At 75.4% G+C, this 26,495-nt stretch carries 2 protein-coding genes and 1 pseudogene; all 3 read left to right on the top strand.

Annotation, left to right across the window (positions count from 1 at the left end):
• The first annotated feature begins 80 nt into the window (after positions 1-80).
• Positions 81-5,276 (top strand): type I polyketide synthase, encoded by a 5,196-nt coding sequence (locus tag GA0070608_RS03365; protein WP_176733626.1) that lies wholly within the window; start codon positions 81-83, stop codon positions 5,274-5,276.
• The gene (locus GA0070608_RS03360; protein ID WP_425413222.1) at positions 5,248-15,651 is read left to right on the top strand and encodes an SDR family NAD(P)-dependent oxidoreductase; all 10,404 of its coding nucleotides are present in this window, start codon (positions 5,248-5,250) and stop codon (positions 15,649-15,651) included. The genes GA0070608_RS03365 and GA0070608_RS03360 overlap by 29 nt, the downstream gene beginning before the upstream one ends.
• A gap of 61 nt (positions 15,652-15,712) precedes the next feature.
• Positions 15,713-26,251 (top strand): annotated as a pseudogene (locus tag GA0070608_RS03355) (type I polyketide synthase); the annotation flags it as partial.
• Positions 26,252-26,495 lie beyond the last annotated feature (244 nt).

Genomic DNA, 26,495 nt, shown 5'->3' with positions numbered 1-26,495 from the left:
CGTCCGGCGGCGTGGCACGCACCGGAGCATCCCCGCTCTGTCACCCGATCCCCCACCGGTCCGCTCTTGGAGTGACGTCGATGCCCGACAACGAGGAAAAGCTGCTCGACTACCTCAGGCGGACGACAGCGGAGCTGCGCGAGACGCGGCGGAAGCTGCGTGACGCGGAGGAGGCCGCCCATGAGCCACTCGCGATCGTCGGCATGGCATGCCGGTATCCGGGCGGCGTGCGTACGCCGGAGGACCTGTGGGACCTGGTCGCCACCGGACGCGACGGGATCGGTGGCTTCCCCACCGACCGGGGCTGGAACGTGGGGGAGCTGTACGACCCGACCCCCGGCACCCCCGGCCGGTCGTACACCCGGGAGGGCGGCTTCCTGCCCGGCGCCGCGGACTTCGACGCCGAGTTCTTCGGGATCAGCCCGCGCGAGGCGTTGACGACGGATCCGCAGCAGCGGCTGCTGCTGGAGACCTCGTGGGAGGCGCTGGAGAACGCGGCCATCGACCCGGCCGGACTGCGGGGCAGTGCCACCGGTGTGTTCGCCGGGATGATGTACCACGACTACGCGGGCAACAGCGCCACGGGCTCGATCGCCTCGGGCCGGGTGGCGTACACGTTCGGCCTGGAGGGGCCGGCGGTCACCGTCGACACGGCGTGCTCGTCGTCGCTGGTCGCCCTGCACCTCGCCGGGCAGGCGCTGCGCAACGGCGAGTGCACGCTGGCGCTGGCCGGTGGCGTGACCGTGATGGCGACCCCGGAGACGTTCGTCGAGTTCTCCCGGCAGCGCGGGCTGTCGCCGGACGGCCGCTGCAAGTCCTTCGCCTCCGCCGCCGACGGCACCGGCTGGTCCGAGGGCGTCGGCGTACTCGTGGTGGAGCGGCTGTCGGACGCGCGGCGCAACGGTCACCGGGTGCTGGCGGTGGTCCGGGGCACGGCGGTGAACTCCGACGGCGCCTCCAACGGGCTGACCGCCCCGAACGGGCCGGCGCAGCAGCGGGTGATCCGGGCCGCGCTGGCCAACGCGCGGCTGTCGGCGAGCCAGGTCGACGTGGTCGAGGCGCACGGCACCGGCACCACCCTGGGTGACCCGATCGAGGCCCAGGCCATCCTCGCCACCTACGGCCAGGACCGGGACCGCCCGCTCTGGCTGGGCTCGATCAAGTCGAACATCGGCCACACCCAGGCCGCGGCCGGCGTCGCCGGCCTGATCAAGATGGTGGGCGCGCTGCGGCACGGGCTGCTGCCGCGCACCCTGCACGTCGACGAGCCGTCTTCGAAGGTGGACTGGTCGGCGGGGGCGGTGTCGCTGCTGACCGAGCCGGTGGCGTGGCCCGCCGGCGACCGTCCGCGCCGGGCCGCCGTGTCGTCGTTCGGGATCAGCGGCACCAACGCACACGTGGTGCTGGAGGAGCCCGAGCCGGCGGAGTCCCCCGAGCCGGTGCCCGTGGTCGCACCGCCGGTGATCCCGTGGATCCTCTCCGGGCGGACGCCGGAGGCGGTGCGGGCACAGGCCGCGCGGCTGGCCGGCGCGGTGGCGGGCCGTGACCCCGAGGACTTCGGGTTCACCCTGGCCGTCGGCTTCACGCTGGCCGTCGGGCGTACCGCGTTCGAGCATCGCGCCGCCGTGGTGGGCCGCGACACCGAGGAGCTGGTACGCGCGCTGGAGGCCGGAGTGCAGCCGACCGCGGCGGCTCCCGGCGGCCGGCTCGCCTTCCTGTTCACGGGTCAGGGTGCGCAGCGCCTGGGTATGGGCACCGAACTCGCCGCCGCGTACCCCGTCTTCGCCACCACCTTCGACGAAGTGTGCACCGCGTTGGACAAGCATCTGGACCGGCCACTGCGGGAAGTCATCGACACCGACGGACTGCACCAGACCGGCTACACCCAACCCGCCCTGTTCGCCTTCGAAGTCGCCCTCTACCGACTCCTCGAATCCTGGGGCATCCACCCGCACGCCGTCGCCGGCCACTCCATCGGCGAACTCACCGCCGCCCACATCGCCGGCGTCTGGGACCTCACCGACGCCGCCACCCTCGTCGCCGCCCGCGCCCGACTCATGCAAGCCCTACCCACCGGCGGCGCCATGGTCGCCATCGAAGCCACCGAAGAACAAGTCACCCCCCACCTCAGCGACCGCGTCGGCCTCGCCGCCATCAACACCCCCACCAACCTCGTCATCTCCGGCGACGAAGCCGCCACCCTGACCGCCGCCCAAAGACTCGCCGACGCCGGGCACCGCACCAGACGCCTCACCGTCTCCCACGCCTTCCACTCCCACCTGATGGACCCGATGCTCGACGACTACCGCGCCGTCGCCGCCTCCATCACCCACCACAAACCCACCATCCCCGTCACCTCCACCGTCACCGGCCAACCCCTCGACCCCACCCCCGACTACTGGGTAACCCAGGTCCGCCACACCGTCCGCTTCCACGACGCCGTCCAGAAGCTCAGCACCGACCACCACATCACCACCTACCTCGAAATCGGCCCCGACACCGTCCTGGCCACCACCACCGGCGACACCACCACCGCCATCGCCACCACCCGCCGAGGACAACCCGAAACCCACACCCTCACCAAAGCCGTCGCCGCACTGCACACCATCGGGATCCCGGTCGACTGGCCCACCTGGTTCGCCGGCGCCCGGAGCACCGACCTGCCCACCTACCCCTTCGAACACCAGCGGTACTGGGCGGAGAACGCGACCGCGACGGGAGCGGCCGGCCGACTCGGGCTCGCCGACACCGAGCACCCCCTGCTCGGCGCGGCCGTCGCACTGCCCGACTTCGACGGCGTCGTCTACACCGGACGGTTGTCGACCGGCACCCACCCGTGGCTCGCGGACCACGTCGTCGCGGGCGCCGTGCTCGTTCCCGGCGCGGCGCTCGTCGAACTCGCGGTCCACGCCGCGGACGCGGTCGGCTGCCCGGTGCTGGAGGAACTGACCACCCTGGCCCCGGTGGTGCTGCCCGAGGACGGCGCGGTGCAACTGCGGCTGCGGGTCGGCGAGCCGGACGAGGCGGGCCGCCGCACGGTCGAGATCCACTCGCGCGGCGAGTACACCGAGGCCTGGACGGCGCACGCCACCGGGCTGGTCACCGCGGACCCGGTCACCGCGCCGGACACCGTGCTGGAGTGGCCCCCCGCGGGCGCCCGGCCGGTCGACCTGACCGACGCCTACGACCGGCTCTCGGACCGGGGCTACGAGTACGGGCGGGCGTTCCGGGGCGTCACGGCGGTGTGGGAACGCGGCGACGAGTTCTTCGCCGAGGTCACCCTTCCCGAGGTGGATGAGCGGTTCGCGCTGCACCCCGCCCTGCTGGATGCGGCGCTGCACGCCCCGCTGCTGGCCGACCAGGCCGGTACGGGGAGCACCGTGCTCCCGTTCTCGTGGCAGCAGGTGGTGCTGCACGCCACCCACGCCACCGCCCTGCGGGTCCGGATCGTGCCCGTCGTCTCCGGCTGGACGATCACCGCGACCGACGGCACGGGCGCCCCCGTGGTGTCGGTGGGCAGGCTGGAGACCCGACCCGTCGGCGCGCTCGACGCCCGGCCGACCCACCACGACTCGCTGTACGAGCTGACCTGGACCCCCGTGCCGGCCGCCGGCGAGCCGGCGGGGGACGTGCCGGTGCTCGACACGACCACGTTCCCGATCGACCCCGCCTCGGCGGACACCCCCGCCGGTGTCCGCGCCGCCCTGCACCGCGTACTCGACGAACTCACCTCGTGGCTGGCCGAACCCACCGGCGCCCGGATCGTCGTGCGTACCCGGGGCGCGGTGGCCCTGCCCGGCGAGGACGTCACCGACCTCGCGGGCGCCGCCGTGTGGGGGTTCGTCCGCTCGGTCCAGGCCGAGCACCCCGACCGCGTCGTGCTGGTCGACGGCGACGTCGTGCTGGCCGACGACGAACCCCAGCTCGTGGTCCGCGACGGCGTCCCGCACGCCGCCCGGCTGGCCCGGGTACGCGCCGACGACCCGGTACCCGCGGACTTCGGCGCCGGGACGGTGCTGGTGTCCGGTGCGTCCGGCGCGTTGGGCGCGGTGGTGGCCCGGCACCTGGTGGCGGCGTACGGGGTCCGCGACCTGCTGCTGGTGTCCCGCCGTGGGGAGGCCGCGCCGGGTGCCGTCGAACTGGCGGCGGAGCTGGCGTCGTCGGGCGCGTCGGCGCGCTGGGCGGCCTGCGACGTGGCCGACCGGGACGCCGTGGCGGCACTGGTCGCCGGCCGTGACCTGTCGGCGGTGGTACACGTCGCCGGTGTGGTGGACGACGGCCTGCTGGCGTCGTTGTCGGCACAGCGGCTGGACCGGGTGCTGGCGCCGAAGGTGGACGCGGCGTGGCACCTGCACGAGTTGACGGCCGGGATGGGGCTGTCGGCGTTCGTGGTGTTCTCGTCGGCTGCGGGCGTGTTCGGCAACGTGGGTCAGGCGGCGTACTCCGCGGCCAACGCGTTCCTGGACGCCCTGGTGGTGCGCCGTCGCGCTGCCGGCCTGGCCGGGCAGTCCCTGGCGTGGGGCATGTGGGACGGCGGGATGGCGGGCGAGCTGACCGGTGCGGAGCGGCAGCGGCTGGCCCGGTCGGGCGTGCGTGCCCTGCCGGTCGACGAGGGCCTGCGCCTTTTCGACGCCGCGATCAGCTGCGCCGCGCCGGTCCTGGTGCCCGTCGGGCTCGACCTCGGCGTGGTCGACGGCCCGATCTACCGCGGCCTGGTCCGCGCCCGGACCCGGCGGGCGGCGTCCACCGGCAACGACCTCGCCGCACGCCTGGCCGGCCTCTCCGGGCCGGAGCGCACGGACCTGCTGCTGGACCTGGTCCGCACGAACGTCGCGGCGGTGCTCGGGCACCGCGACCCCGACGCCGTCGACCCCGGCCGCGCCTTCACCGAGCTGGGTTTCGACTCGCTCGCCGCGCTGGAACTGCGCAACCAGCTCAACGCCGTGACCGGCCTGCGGCTGCCCGCGACCCTGACCTTCGACCGGCCGAACACCCGCGCGGTCGCCGAGCTGCTGTACGAGCGGCTCGTACCGGACACCGGCACCGACGCCGGGCTGCCCGAGGAGGAGGTCCGCCGCATCCTGCTCGCCATCCCCCTCGGCCGGCTCCGGGACGCCGGCCTGATGGACAGCCTGCTCGAACTGGGCGGCGTCCGGGTCGCCGCCGACGCACCGGTCGACGCACCGGCCGGATCCATCGACGACATGGACGCCGACGCACTGATCAGCATGGCGCTCGCCGACCTCGGTGAAGCGACGACGGAAGCGGGGAGCTGACCACATGGCCAACTCGGAGGAGAAGCTCGTCACCGCGCTGCGGGCCTCGCTCAAGGAGAACGAGTGGCTGCGGGAGCAGAACCGCAAGCTGAACTCGACGCTGCGCGAGCCGATCGCCATCGTGGGCATGGCCTGCCGCTACCCGGGCGGGGTGCGGACCCCGGACGACCTGTGGGACCTGGTCGCCGCCGGCGGGGACGGGATCACCGCCTTCCCCACCGACCGTGGCTGGAACGTCGCCGAGCTCTACGACCCCACGCCCGGTACGCCGGGCCGGTCGTACACCCGGGAGGGTGGCTTCCTGCACGACGCGGCCCAGTTCGACCCGGAGTTCTTCGGGATCAGCCCACGCGAGGCGTTGACCATGGACCCGCAGCAGCGGCTGCTGCTGGAGATCTCGTGGGAGGCCTTCGAGAACGCGGGCATCGACCCGACCGGGCTGCGCGGCAGCGACACGGGCGTCTTCGCCGGCGTCATGTACCACGACTACCCGGAGAACAACGCCACCGGCGCGATCGCGTCCGGCCGGGTGGCGTACACCCTCGGCCTGGAAGGGCCGGCCGTCACCGTCGACACCGCGTGCTCGTCGTCGCTGGTCGCCCTGCACCTGGCCGTGCAGGCCCTGCGCAACGGCGAGTGCTCGCTCGCGCTGGCCGGCGGCGTCACCGTGATGGCGACCCCGGAGACCTACGTCGCGTTCTCCAAGCAGCGCGGGCTGTCGCCGGACGGCCGCTGCAAGTCCTTCGCCGCCGCCGCCGACGGCACCGGCTTCGCCGAGGGCGTCGGCATGCTGATCGTGGAGCGGCTCGCCGACGCCCGCCGCAACGGACACCCGGTGCTCGCCGTCGTCCGAGGGTCGGCGGTCAACCAGGACGGCGCGTCCAACGGGCTGACCGCGCCGAACGGGCCGGCGCAACAGCGGGTGATCCAGGCGGCGCTGGCCAACGCGCGGCTGTCGGCCAACCAGATCGACGTGGTCGAGGCGCACGGCACCGGCACCACCCTGGGCGACCCGATCGAGGCGCAGGCCCTCCTCGCCACCTACGGCCAGGACCGGGAACGGCCGCTCCGGCTCGGCTCGATCAAGTCGAACATCGGCCACACCCAGGCCGCCGCCGGCGTCGGCGGCATCATCAAGATGGTGCTCGCCATGCGGCACCGGCTGCTGCCGAAGACGCTGCACGTGGACGCCCCGAGCGACCAGGTCGACTGGACCGAGGGCTCGGTCGACCTGCTGACCGAGGCGGTCGCCTGGCCCAGGGGCGCCGAGCCGTACCGCGCCGGTGTCTCGTCGTTCGGCGTGAGCGGCACCAACGCCCACGTGATCCTGGAGGAGCCGCCCGAGCGGGAGACCGCGCAGCCCGGCGTCGCGTCGACCGGACCGGTGCCCTGGGTGCTGTCCGGCCGTACGGCGGACGCCCTGCGCGACCAGGCGGCCCGGACGGCGGCCCACCTCGACCTGCACCCCGCTGCCCCGGCCGCCGTCGCCGCCGCCCTGGCGGCGCGGGCCCGGTTCGAGCACCGGGCGGTCGTGGTCGGCGCGGACCCCGCCGAGCTGCGGGCCGGCCTGGCCGCCGTCGCGGCGGCCGAACCCGCGCCGACCGTCGCCACCGGCGCCGCGCCGGGCGACGCGCCCCGGGTCGTCTTCATGTTCCCCGGCCAGGGCTCGCAGTGGGCGGGCATGGCCGTCGAGCTGATGGACACCGCCGAGGTGTTCGCGGACCGCATGGACGAGTGCGCGAAGGCCGTCGACGCGTTCACCGACTGGTCGCTGCTCGATGTCGTCCGGGGCGTGCCCGGCGCGCCGTCGCTCGACCGGGTGGACGTGGTGCAACCCGTGCTGTTCGCCGTGATGGTGTCGCTGGCGGCGCTGTGGCGGTCGTACGGTGTCGAGCCCGCCGCCGTGGTGGGGCACTCGCAGGGCGAGATCGCCGCTGCCGTCGTGGCCGGCGCGCTCACCCTCGACGACGGCGCCCGGGTGGTCGCGTTGCGCAGCCGGGCGATCGGCGCCGGACTGGCCGGACGGGGCGGCATGGCATCGGTGGCGGCGCCCCGGGCGGACGTGCAGGCGCGCCTCGCCCGGTGGGGTGAGCGGATCTCGGTCGCCGCGGTCAACGGGCCCGCCGCCACCGTCGTGTCCGGCGAGCCCGACGCACTCAAGGAACTGCTGGCAGGGTGCGAGGCCGACGGCGTCCGGATGCGGATGATCCCGGTGGACTACGCCTCGCACTCCGCGCAGGTCGAGACCATCCGGGACGAACTGCTGCGCGTCCTCGCCGACGTTCGGCCGCGAAGCGCCGACGTGCCGCTGTACTCCACGCTCACCGGCGAGGTCGTCGACACCGCCGGCCTCGACGCCGGGTACTGGTACGCGAACCTGCGCGGCACGGTCCGGTTCGAGGAGGCGGTCGACCGCCTGCTCGCCGACGGGCACGACGTCCTCGTGGAGATCAGCCCCCACCCCGTGCTGGGCATGGGGGTACGCGAGATCCTGGACCGGGCCGACGCCCCGGCCGCGCTCGTCGGGTCGCTGCGGCGCGACGAGGGCGGCCTGCCGCGCTTCCTGCTCTCCCTGGCCGAGGCGCACGTCCGTGGGGTCGCCGTCGACTGGTCCCGGCACACCCGTGGCGTACCGGCCCCGCTGCCGACGTACGCGTTCCAGCACCAGCGGTACTGGCAGCTCGCGGCGGCGTCCGCCGTGGACGCGCGTGGCCTCGGCATCGACGTCGTCGGCCACCCGCTGCTCGGGGCCGCGCTCACCGTCCCGGAGCGGGACCTGGTCGTGCTCGCCGGCCGGATCAGCCTGGAGACGCACCCCTGGCTGGCCGACCACGCCGTCCTGGACACCGTCCTGCTGCCCGGCACGGCACTGGTCGAACTCGCCGTGCGCGCCGGTGACGAGGTGGGCTGCCCGGCCGTCGATGAACTCGTCATCACCACCCCGCTCGTCGTCCCGGCACACGGCGGGGTGGCCCTGCGACTCACCGTGGAGGCGTCGGACGAGCACGGCCGCCGCGCGCTCGGCGTCTACGGGCAGACGGACACCGAGGCGAGGATCGGCATGTGGACCCGGCACGCCACCGGTGTCCTCGCCCCCGCCACGGCGGCCGGGGAGCGCCTCACCGAGTGGCCACCCGCCGACGCGCTGCCGGTCGACCTCGGTGACCTGTACGACCGGCTCGCCGGCCTCGGCCTCCGGTACGGTCCGGTCTTCCAGGGCCTTACCGCGGCGTGGCGGCGCGGCGACGAGACGTTCGCCGAGGTGGCCCTGCCCCAGGGCGTCGACGTCGACGGGTTCGGCCTGCACCCGGCGCTGTTCGACGTCGCCCTGCACGCCCTCGCCGCCGAGGCCGGGGACGGCGTGGCACGGCTGCCGTTCTCGTGGGGCGGCGTGACGCTGCACGGGACGGGCGCGACGAGCCTGCGCGTCCGGCTCACCAGGACGGGGGCGGACAGCGCCGCCCTGCTCCTCGCGGACCACACGGGCGCCCCGGTCGCCACCGTGGCGGCGCTCACCGTACGACCGGTGGCCCCACAGGCGCTGAAGGGACGCAGCGGACTCGTCGAGTCGCTGTTCCGGCTGGAGCAGGCGCCGCTGGCCGTCGGCCGGGGCGAGCGCGGCAGCTGGCAGACGCTGGGCGGCACGCCGGTCTTCGACGCCCCGCCGGTGCCACTGGCCGAGGTGGCCGCCGACACGCTGTTCCTGCCGTGCTTCTCCGACGCGCCCGGCATCGCCGCGGTGCCCGACGTCACGGCGTACGCGCTGACCACGATCCAGCAGTGGCTCGCCGACCCGGGTCAGACCGAGACCAGGCTCGTCGTGGTGACCCGCCCGGACGACCTCGCCGGCGCGGCGGTGCACGGCCTGGTCCGCTCCGCGCAGGCGGAGAACCCGGACCGGATCGTCCTGCTGGAAGCCGACCACACCGCCGACGACCTGGTGGCCGGGGCGCTGGCGACCGGCGAGCCGGTGCTCACCGTCCGCGACGGCGTGGTGAGCGCCCCCCGCCTGGCCCGGGTCCCCGAGCCGGACGTCGACGGGCCGGCGGTGTTCGGTCCGGACAGCCGGGTGCTCGTCACCGGTGGCACCGGCACCCTGGGCGGGCTGGTCGCCCGCCACCTGGTCACCGGGCACGGCGTACGCGATCTCGTGCTGACCAGCCGCCGTGGCCTCGCCGCCGCCGGCGCGGTCGAGCTGCGCGACGAACTCGCCGAGCTGGGCGCGACCGTGACGGTGCTGCCGTGCGACGTGGCGGACCGCGACCAGGTCGCCGCGCTGCTCGCGGCGCACCCGGTCACCGGCGTCGTGCACACCGCGGGTGTGATGGCCGACGCCACCATCGCCACGCTCACCCCCGACCGGCTCGCCGAGGTGCTGCGCCCCAAGGTGGACGCGGCCTGGCACCTGCACGAACTGGCCGGTGACGTCACCGCCTTCGTGCTGTTCTCCTCGGCCGCCGGCATCTTCGGCAGCCCCGGCCAGGGCGCGTACGCGGCGGCGAACGCGCTGCTCGACGCGCTCGCGGCGCGGCGCCGGGCCGCGGGCCTGCCCGCCCACTCGCTCGCCTGGGGCCTGTGGGCCGAGCGCAGCGAGATGACCGCCGAGGTGGGTGGCGCGCAGCTGAGCCGGATGGCGCGCAGCGGCATGAGCGAGCTGTCCAACAAGGATGGTCTGGCGCTGTTCGACGCCGCGATCCGGTCGACCGACGCCCTGCTGGCGCCGGTGCCGGTGGACCTCGCCGCGTTCGGCCGGGACGACCGGGAGCCGCCGGCACTGCTGCGTGGCCTGGTCCGTGCCCCGGCCCGCCGGGCGGTGGGCGGCTCCTCCCTGGCCCAGCGGCTGGCCGAGGTGCCCACCGAGCGTCGTGCCGAGGTCGTGCTGGAGGCGGTGCTCACCCGGGTCGCGTCCGTCCTCGGCTACGCCCGGGCGGACCGGCTGCCGGCCGGCCGGCCGTTCAAGGAACTGGGCTTCGACTCGCTCACCGCGCTCGACCTGCGCAACCAGCTCGGCGTGGCGACCGGGCTGCGGCTGCCCGCGACGCTGGTGTTCGACTACCCGACGCCGGAAGCGCTGGCCGGGCACCTGGTGGAGCAGTTGGCCGGCGGGCGGACCGCGACGACGGACGTCGCCGTGGCCCGGCACGACCACGAGCCGGTCGCGATCGTCGGCATGGCCTGCCGGTTCCCCGGCGACGTACGCACGCCCGAGGAGCTGTGGCGGCTGCTGGTGGGCGGCGGCGACGCGATCGGGCCGTTCCCCGCCGACCGGGGGTGGAACCTCGACGCGCTGTTCGACCCCGACCCGGACAACCCGGGCACCAGCTACGTCGACCAGGGCGGCTTCCTCTACGACGCCGCCCACTTCGACCCCGGTTTCTTCGGCATCTCCCCGCGCGAGGCGCTGGCGATGGACCCGCAGCAGCGGGTGCTGCTGGAGACGTCGTGGGAGGCGCTGGAGCGGGCCGGCATCGACCCGACCGCGCTGCGCGGCAGCCAGACCGGCGTGTACGCGGGCGTCATGTACAACGACTACGGCACCGTGCTGAACGGCTCCGCCGAGTCGGTCGACGGGTTCCTCTCCACCGGCAACTCCGGTGGCGTCATCTCCGGCCGGATCTCGTACACGCTCGGGCTGGAGGGCCCGGCGATGACCATCGACACCGCCTGCTCGTCGTCCCTGGTCGCCCTGCACCTGGCCGTCTCCGCGCTGCGCAACGGGGAGTGCTCCCTCGCGCTCGCCGGTGGCGTGTCGGTGATGTCGACGCCGAGCACGTTCCTGGAGTTCTCCCGGCAGCGCAACCTCGCCCCCGACGGGCGGTGCAAGTCGTTCGCGGGCGCGGCCGACGGCACGTCGCTCGCCGAGGGCGTCGGCGTGCTGGTGGTCGAGCGGCTGTCCGACGCGCGACGCCACGGGCACCCCGTGCTGGCGGTGGTCCGCGGCTCGGCCGTCAACTCCGACGGCGCCTCCAACGGGCTCACCGCGCCCAACGGGCCGTCGCAGCAGCGGGTGATCCGGGCCGCGCTGGCGGACGCCCGGCTGTCCCCGGCCGACGTCGACGTGGTCGAGGCGCACGGCACGGGCACCACCCTGGGCGACCCGATCGAGGCGCAGGCCGTCCTCGCCACCTACGGGCAGGAGCGTGCGGCGCCGCTGCTGCTGGGGTCGGTCAAGTCGAACCTCGGGCACACCCAGGCCGCCGCCGGGGTGGCCGGCATCATGAAGGTGGTGCTGGCGCTGCGGCACGGCGTGCTCCCGCAGACCCTGCACGTGGACGAGCCCTCGCCACACGTCGACTGGACCTCCGGCGCGGTACGCGTCGCCTCGACCCCGGTGCCGCTCACCGCCGCCGACCGCCCGGTGCGGGCCGCCGTGTCGTCCTTCGGCATCAGCGGCACCAACGCCCACGTCGTGCTGGAGCAGGCCGACCCGGCGCCGCCGGCCGACGAGCCGGACATCCCGTTCACGCCGTGGCTGCTCTCCGCGCGGACCGAGGAGGGACTGCGGGAGCAGATCGGCCTGCTGCGTACCCACGTCGCCGCCGACCCGACGCTGCGCCCGGTCGACGTCGCGTACACGCTCGCCACCGGGCGGGCCGGGTTCCCACACCGTGCGGTGCTGCTCGGCGACGAGGTGGTGACCGGTACGGCCGACGGCGGGAAGCTCGCGGTGCTCTTCACCGGGCAGGGGGCGCAGCGGGTCGGGATGGCCGAGGGGCTGTTGGTGTTCCCGGTGTTCGCGCGGGCGTTCGACGAGGTGTGCGGTGAGTTGGACCGGCATCTGGAACGGCCGTTGCGGGAGGTGTTGGGCACCGACGAGGTGCATCAGACGGGGTGGGCGCAGCCGGCGTTGTTCGCGGTGGAGGTGGCGCTGTTCCGGTTGTTCGAGTCGTGGGGGGTGCGGCCCGATTTCGTGGCGGGGCACTCGATCGGTGAGTTGACGGCGGCGTACGTGGCGGGGGTCTGGTCGCTGGCCGACGCCGCGAGGGTGGTCGCGGCGCGGGGTCGGCTGATGCAGGCGCTGCCGACCGGTGGCGCGATGGTGGCCGTACGCGCCACCGAGGACGAGGTGGCACCGCTGCTCTCCGGAGACGTGGCCGTCGCCGCCGTGAACGGGCCTGAGTCGGTGGTGCTCTCCGGCGAGGAGGCCGCCACCCTCGCCGTGGCCGACGAGCTGACCCGGCGGGGCCGCAAGGTGCGGCGGCTGACCGTGTCGCACGCGTTCCACTCGCCGCTGATGGACCCGATGCTCGACGGGTACCGCGCGGTCGTGGCCCAGGTGGACTGCCGGGAACCGGTCGTCGAGCTGGTCTCGACGGTGACCGGCGAGGCCACCACCCTCGACGCCGACCACTGGGTGCGGCAGGTCCGCGAACCCGTCCGGTTCGCCGACGCGGTCGCCACACTGGCCGCGTCTGGCGCCACCACGTTCCTGGAGATCGGCCCCGACGCGGTGTTGACCGCGCTCGGCCGGCAGGTGGCCGACGGCGCCTGGATCCCGGTGTGCCGCAAGGGCCGCGCCGAGCCGGAGACCGTGGCCACCGCGTTCGCCCGGCTCGCGGTGCACGGCACGACCATCGACTGGTCGGCGGTGGCGCCGGGCCGGACGGTGGAACTGCCCACGTCCGCGTTCCAGCACCAGCCGTACTGGCCCCGAACGGGCGCCGGCACCGGCGACGCGAGCGGACTGGGCCAGGCGCGTACGAACCACCCGCTGCTGGGCGCGGCGGTCGAACTGCCGGACGGCGGCGCGGTGTTCACCGGCCGGCTCGCGCTGACCACCCACCCGTGGCTGGCCGACCACGCGGTCGCGGACCTGGTGCTGCTGCCCGGCGCGGCGCTGGTCGAGCTGGCGGCGCACACCGGACGCGAGGTCGGCTGCCCGCGGGTCGAGGAACTGACGTTGGAAGCTCCGCTGGTGCTGCCGGACACCGGCGGCGTCCAGGTGCGTGTGACGGTGGGCGAACCGGCGCCGGACGGTGGCCGGGACGTGGGAGTCCACTCGCGGGTCGAGGACGAGGACGGGTGGACCACCCACGCGGTGGGCCGGCTGACCCCGGCCGGGGCCACCGGCGCCGACCTGCGGGCCTGGCCGCCGGCCGCGGACCCCGTCAACGTTTCCGCGACGTACGACGACCTGTTCGCCCGCGGCCTGCGGTACGGCCCGGTCTTCCAGGGCCTGACCGCGGCGTGGCGACGCGGGGACGAGGTGTTCGCGGAGATCACCCTGCCCGAGCAGGCGCACGACGACGCCGGCCGTTTCGGCCTGCACCCGGCGCTGCTGGACGCCGTCCTGCACGCGGTCGCGTCGACCGGCGACGGCGACCCGGCGCTGCCGTTCTCGTGGCGCGGGTTCACCGTGCACGCGGCGGGCGCCAACCGGCTGCGGGCCCGGATCGTGCCCGGCGACGGCACGGTGTCGATCACCCTGGCCGACGCGGCCGGCGCCCCGGTGGCCTCGGTCGAGGCGTTGGCGGTGCGCCCGGTGTCGCCGGAGCAACTGGCCGCCCTCCGCCGCGACCGGCACGAGTCGTTGCTGCGCCTGGACTGGACGCCGCTGGCCGGGTCGCCCCGGCCGCGTACCGTCGCGGTGCTCGGGGACCGGATCGACGGCCTCGACGCAACCGCCTACCCGGCCCTGGCGGCCCTCGCCGCCGCCGTCGACGCCGGCGCCACGGTGCCCGAGGTGGTGGTGGCGCGGTGCGCCCCGGACCGGGGGCCGGCGGTGGCCGCGCGGGCCCGGGCGGCCACCCACCAGGTCCTCGCCCTGGCGCAACAGTGGCTCGCCGACGAACGGTTCGCCGCCTCCCGCCTCGCCGTCCTGACCAGCGGCGCGGTGGCCACCCGTCCCGACGCCGACGTCACCGACCTGCCCGGGGCCGCGGCCTGGGGCCTGATCCGCTCCGCGCAGTCCGAGCACGGCGACCGGTTCGTCCTGGTCGACGCAGACCCAGACGCAGACGCAGACGCCGGCACCGGGCTGGCCGCCGCGCTCGGCTCCGACGAGCCGCAGCTCGCCGTACGCGGGACCGACGTCCTGGTGCCCCGCCTGGCGCGGGCCGGCGTCACCGACGACCCCGCCGCGACCGGGTTCGAGGGGACCGTCCTGGTCACCGGGGCCACCGGCGCGCTCGGCCGGCTCGTCGCCCGGCACCTGGTCCGCCGGCACGGGGTCCGCGAGTTGCTGCTGGTCAGCCGCAGTGGCCCCGCCGCCGAGGGTGCGGCCGACCTGCGCGACGAACTCGTCGCCCTGGGGGCCGAGGTCACCGTCGCCGCCTGCGACGTCGCCGACTCCGACGCGCTCGCCGCGCTGCTCGCGGCGCACCCGGTGCGCGCGGTGGTGCACGCGGCGGGCGTCGTCGACGACGCCGTCATCTCCTCGCTCACCCCCCAGCAGGTCGACCGGGTGCTGCGGCCCAAGGTCGACGCCGCGACGAACCTGCACGAGCTGACCCGGGACCTGACCGCGTTCGTCCTGTTCTCGTCGGCCTCCGGCGTGCTCGGCGGACCCGGCCAGGGCAACTACGCCGCCGGCAACGCCTACCTGGACGCGCTCGCCCAGCACCGGCGGGCGAACGGCCAGCCGGCCGTGTCGCTGGCCTGGGGCCGCTGGGAGCAGGCGGGCATGGCGGAGCAGCTCACCGAGGCCGACCTGCGGCGCATGTCGCGCTCCGGCATCGGCGCGCTCTCCGTCGACGAGGCGCTGGCCCTGTTCGACGCGGCGCTGCACACCCGGGGCCTGGTGGCGCCCATCAGGCTCGACCACCGGGCCCTGCGGGAACGCGCCGTCGCGGGCCTGGTGCCGCCGGTGCTGCGCGGCCTGGTCCGGGTGCCCGCCAGACGGGCGGCCGACGCCGAGGCGGGAGCGGTCGACGCGCTGCGGCAGCGGCTCGCGGGCCGGGACGCCGAGGAGGCCGAGGTCATCCTGCTCGACCTGGTGCGTACCCAGGTGGCGGGGGTGCTGGCCTACCCGGACCCGGGCGCCGTCGCCGCCGACCGGCCGTTCTCCGAACTCGGCTTCGACTCGCTCACGGCGGTCGAGCTACGCAACCGGGTGAGCGCGGCGACCGGGCTGCGGCTGCCCGCGACGCTGGTGTTCGACCACCCGACGTCGAAGGCCCTCGCCGCATACCTGCGGGCCGAGCTCGCCGGCGAGTCGGACGAGGCCAACACGGTGCTGGCCGCGTTCGCCGAACTCGACCGCCTCGAGGCGGCCCTGCCCGCCGTCGACGAGCAGTCCCGCACCCGGCTCTCGCTGCGGCTGCGCGACGTGCTGGCGAAGCTGGGCGGCGAGCCGGCGACCAACGGCAACGACATCGAATCCGCGACCGACGACGAGGTCTTCGCTCTCATCGACAGCGAACTTGGGATCTCATGACAGTGCGAGGAGGGCGACCCTAGTGGCCAACGAGGACAAGCTCCGGGACTACCTGAAGCGGGTCACGGTCGACCTGCAGAAGACCCGGCAGCGCCTGCACGAGGTGGAGGCGTCCGCGCACGAGCCGGTCGCGATCGTAGGCATGGCCTGCCGCTACCCGGGAGGCGTGGCAAGCCCCGAGGACCTGTGGCGGCTGGTGGAGTCCGGGACCGACGCCACCGGCGCGTTCCCGACCGACCGCGGCTGGGACCTTGAGTCGCTGTACGACCCGGAGTCGCGCCGGGAGGGCACCTCCTACACCTCGCGCGGCGGTTTCCTGTACGACGCGGCGGACTTCGACCCGGCGTTCTTCGGCATCAGCCCCCGCGAGGCGGTCGGGCTGGACCCGCAGCAGCGGCTGCTGCTGGAGGTCGCGTGGGAGACCCTGGAGCGGGCCGGCATCGATCCCGCCTCGCTCGCCGGCAGCCCGACCGGCGTCTTCACCGGCCTGATGTACCACGACTACGCGGGCAGCAACAGCTCCGGCAGCGTGGTCTCCGGCCGGGTCGCCTACACGCTGGGACTGGAGGGGCCGGCGGTCACCGTCGACACCGCCTGCTCGTCGTCACTCGTGGCGTTGCACCTGGCGATCCAGGCCCTGCGCCGGGGCGACTGCACGCTCGCGCTCGTCGGCGGCGTCTCGGTGATGGCGACGCCACTGACGTTCGTCGAGTTCTCCCGCCAGCGTGGCCTGTCACCCGACGGCCGCTGCCGCTCGTACTCGGCGGACGCCGACGGCACCGGGTTCGCCGAAGGGGCCGGCGTGCTGCTGGTGGAGCGGCTGTCGGACGCACTCCAGCACGGCCACCGCGTCCTGGCGGTCGTCCGGGGCTCCGCGGTCAACCAGGACGGCGCGTCGAACGGGCTGACCGCGCCGAACGGCCCGTCGCAGCAGCGGGTCATCGAGGCCGCACTGGTCGATGCGGGGCTGTCGACGCGCCAGGTCGACGTGGTCGAGGGGCACGGCACCGGCACGACGCTGGGCGACCCGATCGAGGCGCAGGCGCTGCTCGCGACGTACGGCCAGGACCGCCAGGACCCGCTCTGGCTCGGCTCGGTGAAGTCGAACATCGGCCACACCCAGGCGGCGGCCGGGGTCGCCGGGATCATCAAGATGGTGGAGGCGATCCGGCGCGGCGTGCTGCCCGCGACGCTGCACGCCGAGCAGCCGTCGGACCAGGTGGACTGGACGGCCGGGAACGTGCGGCTGCTGACCGGGGCCACACCGTGGCCCCTGACCGGGCAGCCACGCCGGGCGGCGGTCTCGTCGTTCGGGTTCAGCGGCACGAACGCCCACGTGATCGTGGAGCAGGCGCCGGCGGCCGAAGTGCCCGAGCCGGCCTCGGCGCCGGTGACGTCGTTGCTGGTCACCGCCCGCGACGCCGACGGGCTGCGGGACCAGGCGCGCCGGCTCTCCGCCGTGGTGTCGCAGGTCGAGCCGGCGGAGCTGGGCTACGCCCTGGCCACCACCCGGTCCCGCTTCGCGCACCGGGCCGCCGTGGTCGGCGGCTCCGCCGCGGAACTGGGCGCCGGCCTGGCCGCCCTGGCGTCCGACGAGCCGGCCGCCAACCTGGTCCGGGGCCGGGCAACGGACGGCCGGGTCGCGATGCTCTTCTCCGGGCAGGGCGCGCAGCGGCTCGGCATGGGCCGCGGGCTGTACGCGGCGTACCCCGAGTTCGCGGCGGCGTTCGACGAGGTGTGTGCCGCCCTGGACCCGCACCTGGACCGGCCGCTGCGCGACGTCCTCGACACCGAGGACCTGCACCGCACCGGCTGGACCCAGCCCGCCCTGTTCGCCGTCGAGGTGGCCCTGTACCGGCTCGTCCGGTCCTGGGGCGTCACTCCGTCGGTGCTGGCCGGGCACTCGATCGGCGAGCTGGCCGCCGCGTACGTCGCGGGGGTGTTCCCGCTCGCCGACGCGGCCCGCCTGGTCGCGGCCCGGGGCCGGCTGATGCAGGCGTTGCCGGCCGGCGGGGCGATGCTCGCCGTCCAGGCCACCGAGGACGAGGTCGCGCCGCTGCTCGGCGCGGACGTCGACCTCGCCGCCGTCAACGGCCCGGACTCGGTGGTCGTCTCCGGCACCGAGGCGGCGGTGGCGGCGCTGGCCGCGCGGTTCGCCGACCGCCGGACCCGGCGGCTGACCGTGTCGCACGCCTTCCACTCGCCGTTGATGGACCCGATGCTCGCCGAGTTCCGGGCGGTGGCCGAGACGGTGTCCTACGCGCCGCCGGCCATCCCGCTGGTCTCGACGGTCACCGGCGTGCTGGCGGGCGACGAACTGGCGACGCCGGAGTACTGGGTGGGGCAGGTACGCGCGACCGTGCGCTTCGCGGACGCGGTACGCGCCGCCGCCGCCACCGGCGCCACGACGTTCCTCGAACTGGGCCCGGACTCGGTGCTCGCCACCATGGCGGCGGACTGTCTGGACGGCGACACGCTGGCCACGCCGGTGCTGCGCCGCGACTCCGACGAGCCGCGTGCCCTGGTGCAGGCGCTGGCCCGGCTGGAGACCCGGGGCGTCACGGTGGACCCGGAGGCGTTCTACCACCGGTCCGGACCCTCCCGGGTCGACCTGCCGACGTACGCCTTCCAGCATGAGCGGTTCTGGCGCGACAGCGTCGAGCCGGCCGTTGCCGGTACGGCCGGCGACGACGACGGCCTCTGGGCGGCGGTGGACAGTGGTGACCTCGACACGGTGGTCACCACCCTCGACGTGGACCCGCAGGCGCCCCTGGCGTCGGTGCTGCCCGCGCTGTCCGCGTGGCGCAGGGGGCGGCAGGAGCGGTCCGTGCTGGACGGCTGGCGCTACCAGGCCCGTTGGGAGCGCCGCCCCGGCGGCACCCCGGGGGCGCTGACCGGCACCTGGCTGCTGGTGGTCGGCGAGCCGCCGGTGACGGGTGAAACCGGTGCCGCTGTCGCCGACGCGCTCGCCGCGCACGGCGCCACCGTCGTCACCACCGACCCGGCCGGCCTGGCGGAACACCTGGACGGGGAGTTGTCCGGCGTGGTGTCCCTGCTCGCCCTCGACGAGGCGTTCCTGCCCGGCCGCCCCGGCGTCCCGGCGGGCGCCGCCGCCACCCTCGACCTGATCCGTACCCTCGCCGGGCGGGACGTCCCGCTGTGGTGTCTCACCCGGGGCGCCGTCACCACCTCCCCGGCCGACCCGGTGACTCAGGTGGCGCAGTCGCAGGTGTGGGGCCTCGGCCGGGTCGCCGCGCTGGAGCTGCCCGACACCTGGGGCGGCCTGGTCGACCTGCCCGCCGAGTTGGACGGGCGCTGCGCCGCCGCGCTGGCCGGCGTGCTCGCCGGCATCGGGGAGGACCAGGTCGCGGTACGCCCCGACGGGGTGTTCGTCCGCCGGCTGCACCGCGCGCCGGTGACCGGCACCCCACGCTGGCCCGGCGCGTCCGGCACCGTGCTGGTCACCGGCGGCACCGGCACCCTCGGCATCGAGGTCGCCAGGCTGTACGCGGGGCACGGCGCCGAGCGGGTCGTCCTGCTGAGCCGGCGCGGCACCGCCCCCGCCGAGATCCTCGACGAACTGCGTGGGCTGGGTGCGGAGATCGACGTCGTCGCCTGCGACGTGGCCGACCGCGCGGCCCTGGCCGTGGTGGTCGACCGCTATCCCGACGTGCGCGCCGTGGTGCACGTGGCGGGGCTGGCCCAGCTGACCGGCATCGTGGACATGGACCTCGCCGAGTTCACCGAGGTGGTCTCCGCGAAGGTCGCCGGCGCCGCCAACCTCGATGCGATCTTCGCGGAGCGTGACCTCGACGAGTTCGTGCTCTTCTCCTCCGTGGCCGGTGTCTGGGGCAGCGGCGGCCAGGCCGCCTACGCCGCGGCCAACGCCCACCTGTGCGCCCTCGCCGAGGCCCGGCGCGGCCGGGGGCAGGTCGCCACCGCCCTCGCCTGGGGACCGTGGGCCGAGAGCGCGTTGGTCGACGACGAGATGTCGGCCAACCTGCGCAGGCGGGGCCTGACGCCGATGGCTCCGGAGCGCGCCGTCGCGGCCATGCGTACCGCCCTGGCGGCCGGTGACCCGGCCGTCGTGCTGGCGGACGTGGACTGGGCCACCTTCGTGCCGTCGTTCACCGCACTGCGGCCCAGCCGGCTGTTCGACACGATCCCCGAGGCGGTCGCCGACGAGGAGCCCACCGGGACGTCCTCGTCGTCGGACCTCGCCCGCCGGCTCGCCGACCTGCCCGAGGCGGACCGCCTCGACCACGTCGTCGGACTGGTCCGCACGCAGGTCGCGCTCACGCTCGGCTATCCGGGCCCGGAGGCGGTCGAGTCGACCTCGGCGTTCAAGGAACTCGGCTTCGACTCGGTCACCGCCGTGGAGTTCCGCAACCGGATGGTCGAGGCCACCGGCGTACGGCTCTCCGCGGCCGTCGCCTTCGACTACCCGACCCCTGTCGCGCTGGCCGAGCACCTGCTGGCGACCGGCCGCACGGAGGTGGTCGTCGGCACCGTCGCCGCCGACGAGCCGATCGCCATCGTCGGCATGAGCTGCCGGTTCCCCGGTGGCGTCAGCTCGCCCGAGCAACTGTGGACGATGCTGCGCGAGGGACGCGACGGCATCGGCGCGTTCCCCACCGACCGCGGCTGGGACCTCGACGGCCTGTTCCACCCCGACCCGGAGCACTCCGGCACCAGCTACGTCCGCGAGGGCGGCTTCCTCGCCGACCTGCCGGGCTTCGACGCGGCCTTCTTCGGCATCAGCCCCCGCGAGGCGGAGGCCATGGACCCGCAGCAACGGATGGTGCTGGAGGCGTCCTGGACGGCCTTCGAGGACGCCGGCATCGACCCGACCACGCTGCGCGGCAGCGCGACCGGCGTGTACGTGGGCGCCAACAACATCGACTACGCCCGGATCACCGGCGCGGCCGGGGCGAGCGCGGAGGGCTTCATGGCCACCGGCAACGCCGCGAGCATCATGTCCGGTCGCCTCTCGTACGTGCTGGGGCTGGAGGGCCCGGCCGTGACGGTGGACACCGCCTGCTCGTCGTCGCTGGTGGCGATGCACCTGGCGGTGCGGGCGCTGCGCTCGGGCGAGTGCGCGATGGCGGTCGCGGGCGGCGTGACCGCCATGTCGACGCCGGGCGCGTTCCTGGAGTTCAGCCGGATGCGCGGGCTCGCCCCGGACGGGCGCTGCAAGGCGTTCGCGGCCGGCGCGGACGGCACCAACTGGGGCGAGGGGATCGGCGTGGTCGTGTTGGAGCGGCTCTCCGACGCGCTCGCCGCCGGCCACCAGGTCCTCGCCGTGGTACGCGGCAGCGCGGTCAACTCCGACGGCGCGTCGAACGGGCTGACCGCCCCCAACGGCCCGTCGCAGCAGCGGGTCATCCGGCAGGCGCTGGCCGACGCCGGACTGTCCACCTCCGACGTGGACGTGGTCGAGGCGCACGGCACCGGCACGACGCTCGGCGATCCCATCGAGGTCGACGCGCTGTTCGCCACGTACGGCCGGGACCGGGCCGCGGACCGGCCGCTCTGGCTCGGCTCGGTGAAGTCGAACATCGGGCACACCCAGGCCGCCGCCGGCGTCGCCGGGGTGATCAAGATGGTGCTCGCGCTGCGGCACGGTGAACTGCCCCGGACCCTGCACGTGGCCGAGCCGACGGCGCACGTCGACTGGTCGGGCGGGGTGCGGCTGCTGGCCGAACCGCAGCCGTGGCGGCGCGACGGACACCCGCGCCGGGGCGGTGTCTCGTCGTTCGGGTTCAGCGGCACCAACGCCCACCTCGTCATCGAGGAGGCCCCGGAGCCGCCCGAGGCCGACCGGCCGTACGACGACGGGCCGGTCGCGCTGGTGCTCTCCGCCCGGTCGGACGGCGCGCTGCGCCAGCAGGCCGCCGAGATCGAGCCGCTGCTGGCCGACGTGCCGCCCCGCGACCTGGCGTACTCGCTGTCGCTGCGGACCACCCACTCGCGCCGCGCGGTCGTGGTGGGCGGGGCCGACGAGCTGCGCGCCGGCCTGGCCGCGCTCGCGGCGGGGGAGCCCGCGCCGAACCTGGCCACCGGGGTCGCCGCCGGCACGCCCGGGAAGGTGGCCTTCTCCTTCCCCGGGCAGGGCTCGCAGTGGATCGGCATGGCCGTGGAGCTGCTCGACGCCTCCCCGGTGTTCGCCGCGCGGATGGCCGAGTGCGAGGCCGCGCTGGCGCCGCACGTCGACTGGTCCCTGGAGGCCGTGCTGCGGCGGGGGGAGGAGCTGGACCGGGTGGACGTCGTCCAGCCCGTCCTGTTCGCCGTCATGGTGTCGCTCGCGGCGCTGTGGCGCTCCCACGGGGTCGAGCCCGCCGCCGTGGTGGGGCACTCCCAGGGTGAGATCGCCGCCGCCTGCGTGGCGGGCGCGCTCTCCGTGGCGGACGCGGCCAGGGTCGTCGCCCTGCGCAGCCGGGCGTTGCTGCGGCTGTCCGGCAAGGGCGGCATGGTGTCCGTGCCGCTGCCGGTGGCACAGGTGCGGGACCGGTTGGAGCGCTTCGACGGCCGGGTGACCGTCGCGACCGTCAACGGGCCGCGCTCGACGGTGGCGGCCGGCGAGCTGGACGCCCTCGACGAGCTGCTGGCCGAGTGCGAGCGCGACGGCGTGCGCGCCAAGCGCATCGACGTGGACTACGCGTCACACTCGGCGTACGTGGAGGAGCTGCACGAGGAGCTGCGCGAGGTCCTGGCCGGGCTGGAGCCCCGCCGGCCCGAGGTGCCGCTCTACTCGACGGTGGACGACCGCTGGCTGGACGACGTCGCGCTGGACGCCGAGTACTGGTACCGCAACCTGCGCCAGACCGTGTGGTACGAGCCGGCCATCCGCGCCCTGCTCGACGCGGGCGTAACCACGATCGTGGAGGTCAGCCCGCACCCGGTGCTGACCATCGGGGTGCAGGACGTCATCGACGACGCGGAGGCCACCGCCACCGTGGTCGGCTCGCTGCGCCGGGACGAGGGGGGCCTTACGCGCTTCCTGCTCTCCCTCGGCGAGGCGCACGTCCACGGCGTCCAGCCGACGTGGGGGTTCGAGGGCGCGCGCCGGGTCCGGCTGCCCGGCTACCCGTTCCAGCACGAGCGGTACTGGCCGGCCGTCGGGGCGGCCACCGCCGACGCGGCCGGGCTGGGCCTCGGCGCCACCGAGCACCCGCTGCTCGGCGCGGCGGTCGCGCTGGCCGACACCGACGGCCTGCTGTTCACCGGCCGTATCTCGGTGGCCGCGCACCCGTGGCTGGCCGACCACCGGGTCGGCGGGCAGGTGTTCGTGCCCGGGACCGCGCTGGTGGATCTCGCGGTCCGCGCGGGCGACGAGGTCGACTGCGGCCGGGTCGAGGAGCTGACCCTGACCGCGCCCCTGGTGCTGCCCGAGAAGGGTGGGGTCCAGGTGCAGATGCGGGTCGGCGCGCCGGACGGGAACGGGCAGCGGCAGCTGACCATCCACTCCCGACCGGACGGGGTCGCCACCGACGCGGCGCCGTGGGTGCGGCACGGCGTCGGTCTGCTCGCCCCCGGGGAGCCGGCAGGTAGCTTCGACACCGCCTGGCCACCGACGGCCGAGCCGGTCGGGTCCGACGAGCTGTACGCCACCCTGGCCTCGGCCGGTCTCACGTACGGCCCGACGTTCCAGGGCGTACGCCGGGTGTGGCGGCAGGGCGAGGATATCTTCGCCGAGGTGGCCCTGCCGGCGGCCGCCGCCCGGACGGCGGCCGGATACGGCCTGCACCCGGCGCTGCTCGACGCCGCGCTGCACCCGCTCGCGCTCGTCACCAGCGGCACCGGGGCGCTGCTGCCGTTCGAGTGGAGCGGGGTGTCCGTGCACGCCGTCGGCGCGACGGAACTGCGCGTCCGGCTGCGACCGCGCGGCCGGAACACGGTCGCGGTGACCGTCGCCGACCAGACCAACACGGTGGTCGCCGAGGTCGAGTCGCTGGTGCTGCGGGAGGCCACCGCCCCCGCGCAGCCGAACACGCACCACGACGCCCTGTTCCGCCTGGAGTGGATTCCGGTCGCCCCGCCGGCGGCCCCGCCGGACGTCCGTTGGGCGGCCCTCGGCGGGTGCACCCTGCCGCAGGACGCGGGTCTCGTCACCGACACCTACCCGGACCTGGCGACGCTGCGGGCCCGCGTCGCCGACGGCGCGCAGCCGCCCGCCCTGGTCGTCCTGCCCTGCGTGGCCGACTCGGCCGACGACCCCGCCGGGGCGGCCCACCGGGTCGTCCACGACACGCTCGCGGTGCTGCGCGGATGGCTCGCGGAGGAGCGGTTCGCCGACGCCCGGCTGGTCGTCGTCACCCGGGGCGCGGTGAGCGTGCACGAGGCGGCCGGCGACCTGGCCAGCTCGCCGGTGTGGGGCCTGCTCCGGTCGGCGCAGAGCGAGAACCCGGACCGTTTCGTCCTGCTCGACGTCGACGACCGCGAACCGCACCGGATGCTCGCGGCGGCGGTCGCGGACGGCGAGCCGCAGCTCGCCGTCCGCGACGGTGTCCTGCTGGCGCCGCGGCTCGCCCGCGCGGCCAGCAGCCCCGCGCTGGCGGCGCCGCCGGTCGACCGCTGGCGGCTGGACGTCACCGAGCGCGGCACGCTGGACAACCTCGCGCTGCTGCCCGAGGCGGAGGAGCCCCGCCCGTTGGATCCGGGCCAGGTGCGCATCGCGATGCGGGCCGCCGGCCTGAACTTCCGGGACGTGCTGATCGCCCTCGACATGTACCCCGGCGGTGGGGTGATGGGCGGCGAGGGCGCGGGCGTCGTCGTCGAGACCGCGCCGGACGTGACCGGCGTCGCGGTCGGCGACCGGGTCATGGGCCTGTTCCACGCCGCCTTCGGCACCGAGGTGGTCGCCGACGCGCGGATGGTCGTGCCGGTGCCGTCGGGCTGGTCGTTCGCGACCGCGGCGTCGACACCGATCGCGTTCTGCACCGCCTACCACGCGCTGGTCGACCTGGCTCAGGTGAAGCCGGGGGAGCGGGTGCTGGTGCACGCCGCCGCCGGCGGTGTCGGCATGGCGGCGGTCCGGCTCGCCCGGCACTTCGGCGCCGAGGTGTACGGCACCGCCAGCCCCGGCAAGTGGGACGCGCTGCGCGGGATGGGGCTGCCGGAGACGCACCTCGGCAACTCGCGCACGCTGGAGTTCGAGCAGCGGTTCGGCGCGGCCGGTATCGACGTGGTGATCGACTCGCTGGCCAAGGAGTTCGTCGACGCCTCGCTGCGCCTGCTGGGCTCCGGCGGCCGGTTCGTCGAGATGGGCAAGACCGACGTACGCGACCCGCAGCAGGTCGCCACCGACCATCCCGGCGTCTCCTACCAGGCGTTCGACCTGCTCGCCATCGACCCGGACCGGGTCGGCGCGATCCTGCGCGAGGTGGTCGCCCTGTTCGCGGCGGGCCACCTCACGCCACTGCCGGTGCGGCCGTACGACCTGCGCCGTGCCCCGGAGGCGTTCCGGTTCATGTCCAAGGCGAAGCACGTCGGCAAGCTCGTGCTCACCGCGCCGCCCCGGCGGAACCCCGACGGCACGGTGCTCGTCACGGGTGGCACCGGCACGCTCGGCGGGCTGCTGGCGCGTCACCTGGTGACCCGACGCGGGGTACGACACCTCCTGCTGACCAGCCGCCGTGGCCCGGACGCCCCCGGGGCCGCCGAGCTGGTGGCCGAGCTGACCTCGTACGGCGCGCAGGTCACCGTCGTGGCGTGCGACGCGGCGGACCGCGCGGCGCTGGCCGCGACCCTGGCCCGGGTGCCCGCCGCGCACCCACTGACCGCCGTGGTGCACACGGCGGGCGTCCTCGCCGACGGCCTGGTGTCCGCGCTGACCCCGGAGCAGGTCGAGGCGGTGCTGCGGCCCAAGGTCGACGCCGCGGTCAACCTGCACGAGCTGACCCTGGACGCCGAGTTGGCCGAGTTCGTGGTGTTCTCCGCGGCGGCCGGCACGATGGGCGGCCCCGGGCAGGGCAACTACGCGGCGGCGAACACCTTCCTGGACGCGCTCGTGGCGCGGCGCCGCGCGGCCGGGCTGCCCGCCCGTTCGCTCGCCTGGGGCCTGTGGGGCGAGGCGAGCGGGATGACCGCGCACCTGGACGCCAACGACCGGGCCCGGATGGCCCGCGTCGGGCTGTTGGAACTGTCGGTGCGGCAGGGCATGGCGCTCTACGACGCGGCGGAGCTGGTCGACGAGCCGTTGCTGGTGCCGATGCCGGTGGACCCGGCGGCCCTGCGCGAGCTGGGCCGGGTGGGCATGCTGCCCACGCTGCTGCGGGGCCTGGTGCGGGGCCCGTCCCGACGGGCGGTGGAACAGGCGGCGCAGTCGCCCGGCGCGCTGCGGGATCACCTGGCGAGCCAGAGCGGCCCACAGCGGCGGCACACCGCGCTGGAGTTCGTCAAGGCACAGGCCGCGGCCGTGCTCGGGCACGCTGGCGCCGGCGCGGTGGACCCCGACCGGCCGTTCACCGAGCTCGGCTTCGACTCGCTGACGGCGGTCGAGTTCCGCAACCGGCTGAAGGCCGCCACCGGCCTGAAGCTCTCCGCCACCATGGTCTTCGACCACCCGACCGCCGCGGCGCTCACCGACCACCTGCTGGCCGGGCTGACCCCGGCCGAGGTGGACCCGGCGGCGGGGCTGCTGGCCGAGCTGGACCGGCTGGAACGCTCCTTCGCCCAGGCCGGCGCGGCGGGTCTGGCGGACCCGGTCAAGGCACGGATTACCGAGCGGTTGCACGCGGTGATGTCGAATTGGCGTGGCAGGTCCGACGTGGACACCGAACCCGACGGCCTGGACGTGGGCCTGGTGCTGAAGACCGCCTCGGCCGACGACCTGTTGCGGTTCA

The sequence above is a fragment of the Micromonospora peucetia genome (assembly GCF_900091625.1).
In the GTDB taxonomy this organism is placed as follows: domain Bacteria; phylum Actinomycetota; class Actinomycetes; order Mycobacteriales; family Micromonosporaceae; genus Micromonospora; species Micromonospora peucetia.
This window is presented reverse-complemented; position numbering and strand designations above follow the sequence as displayed.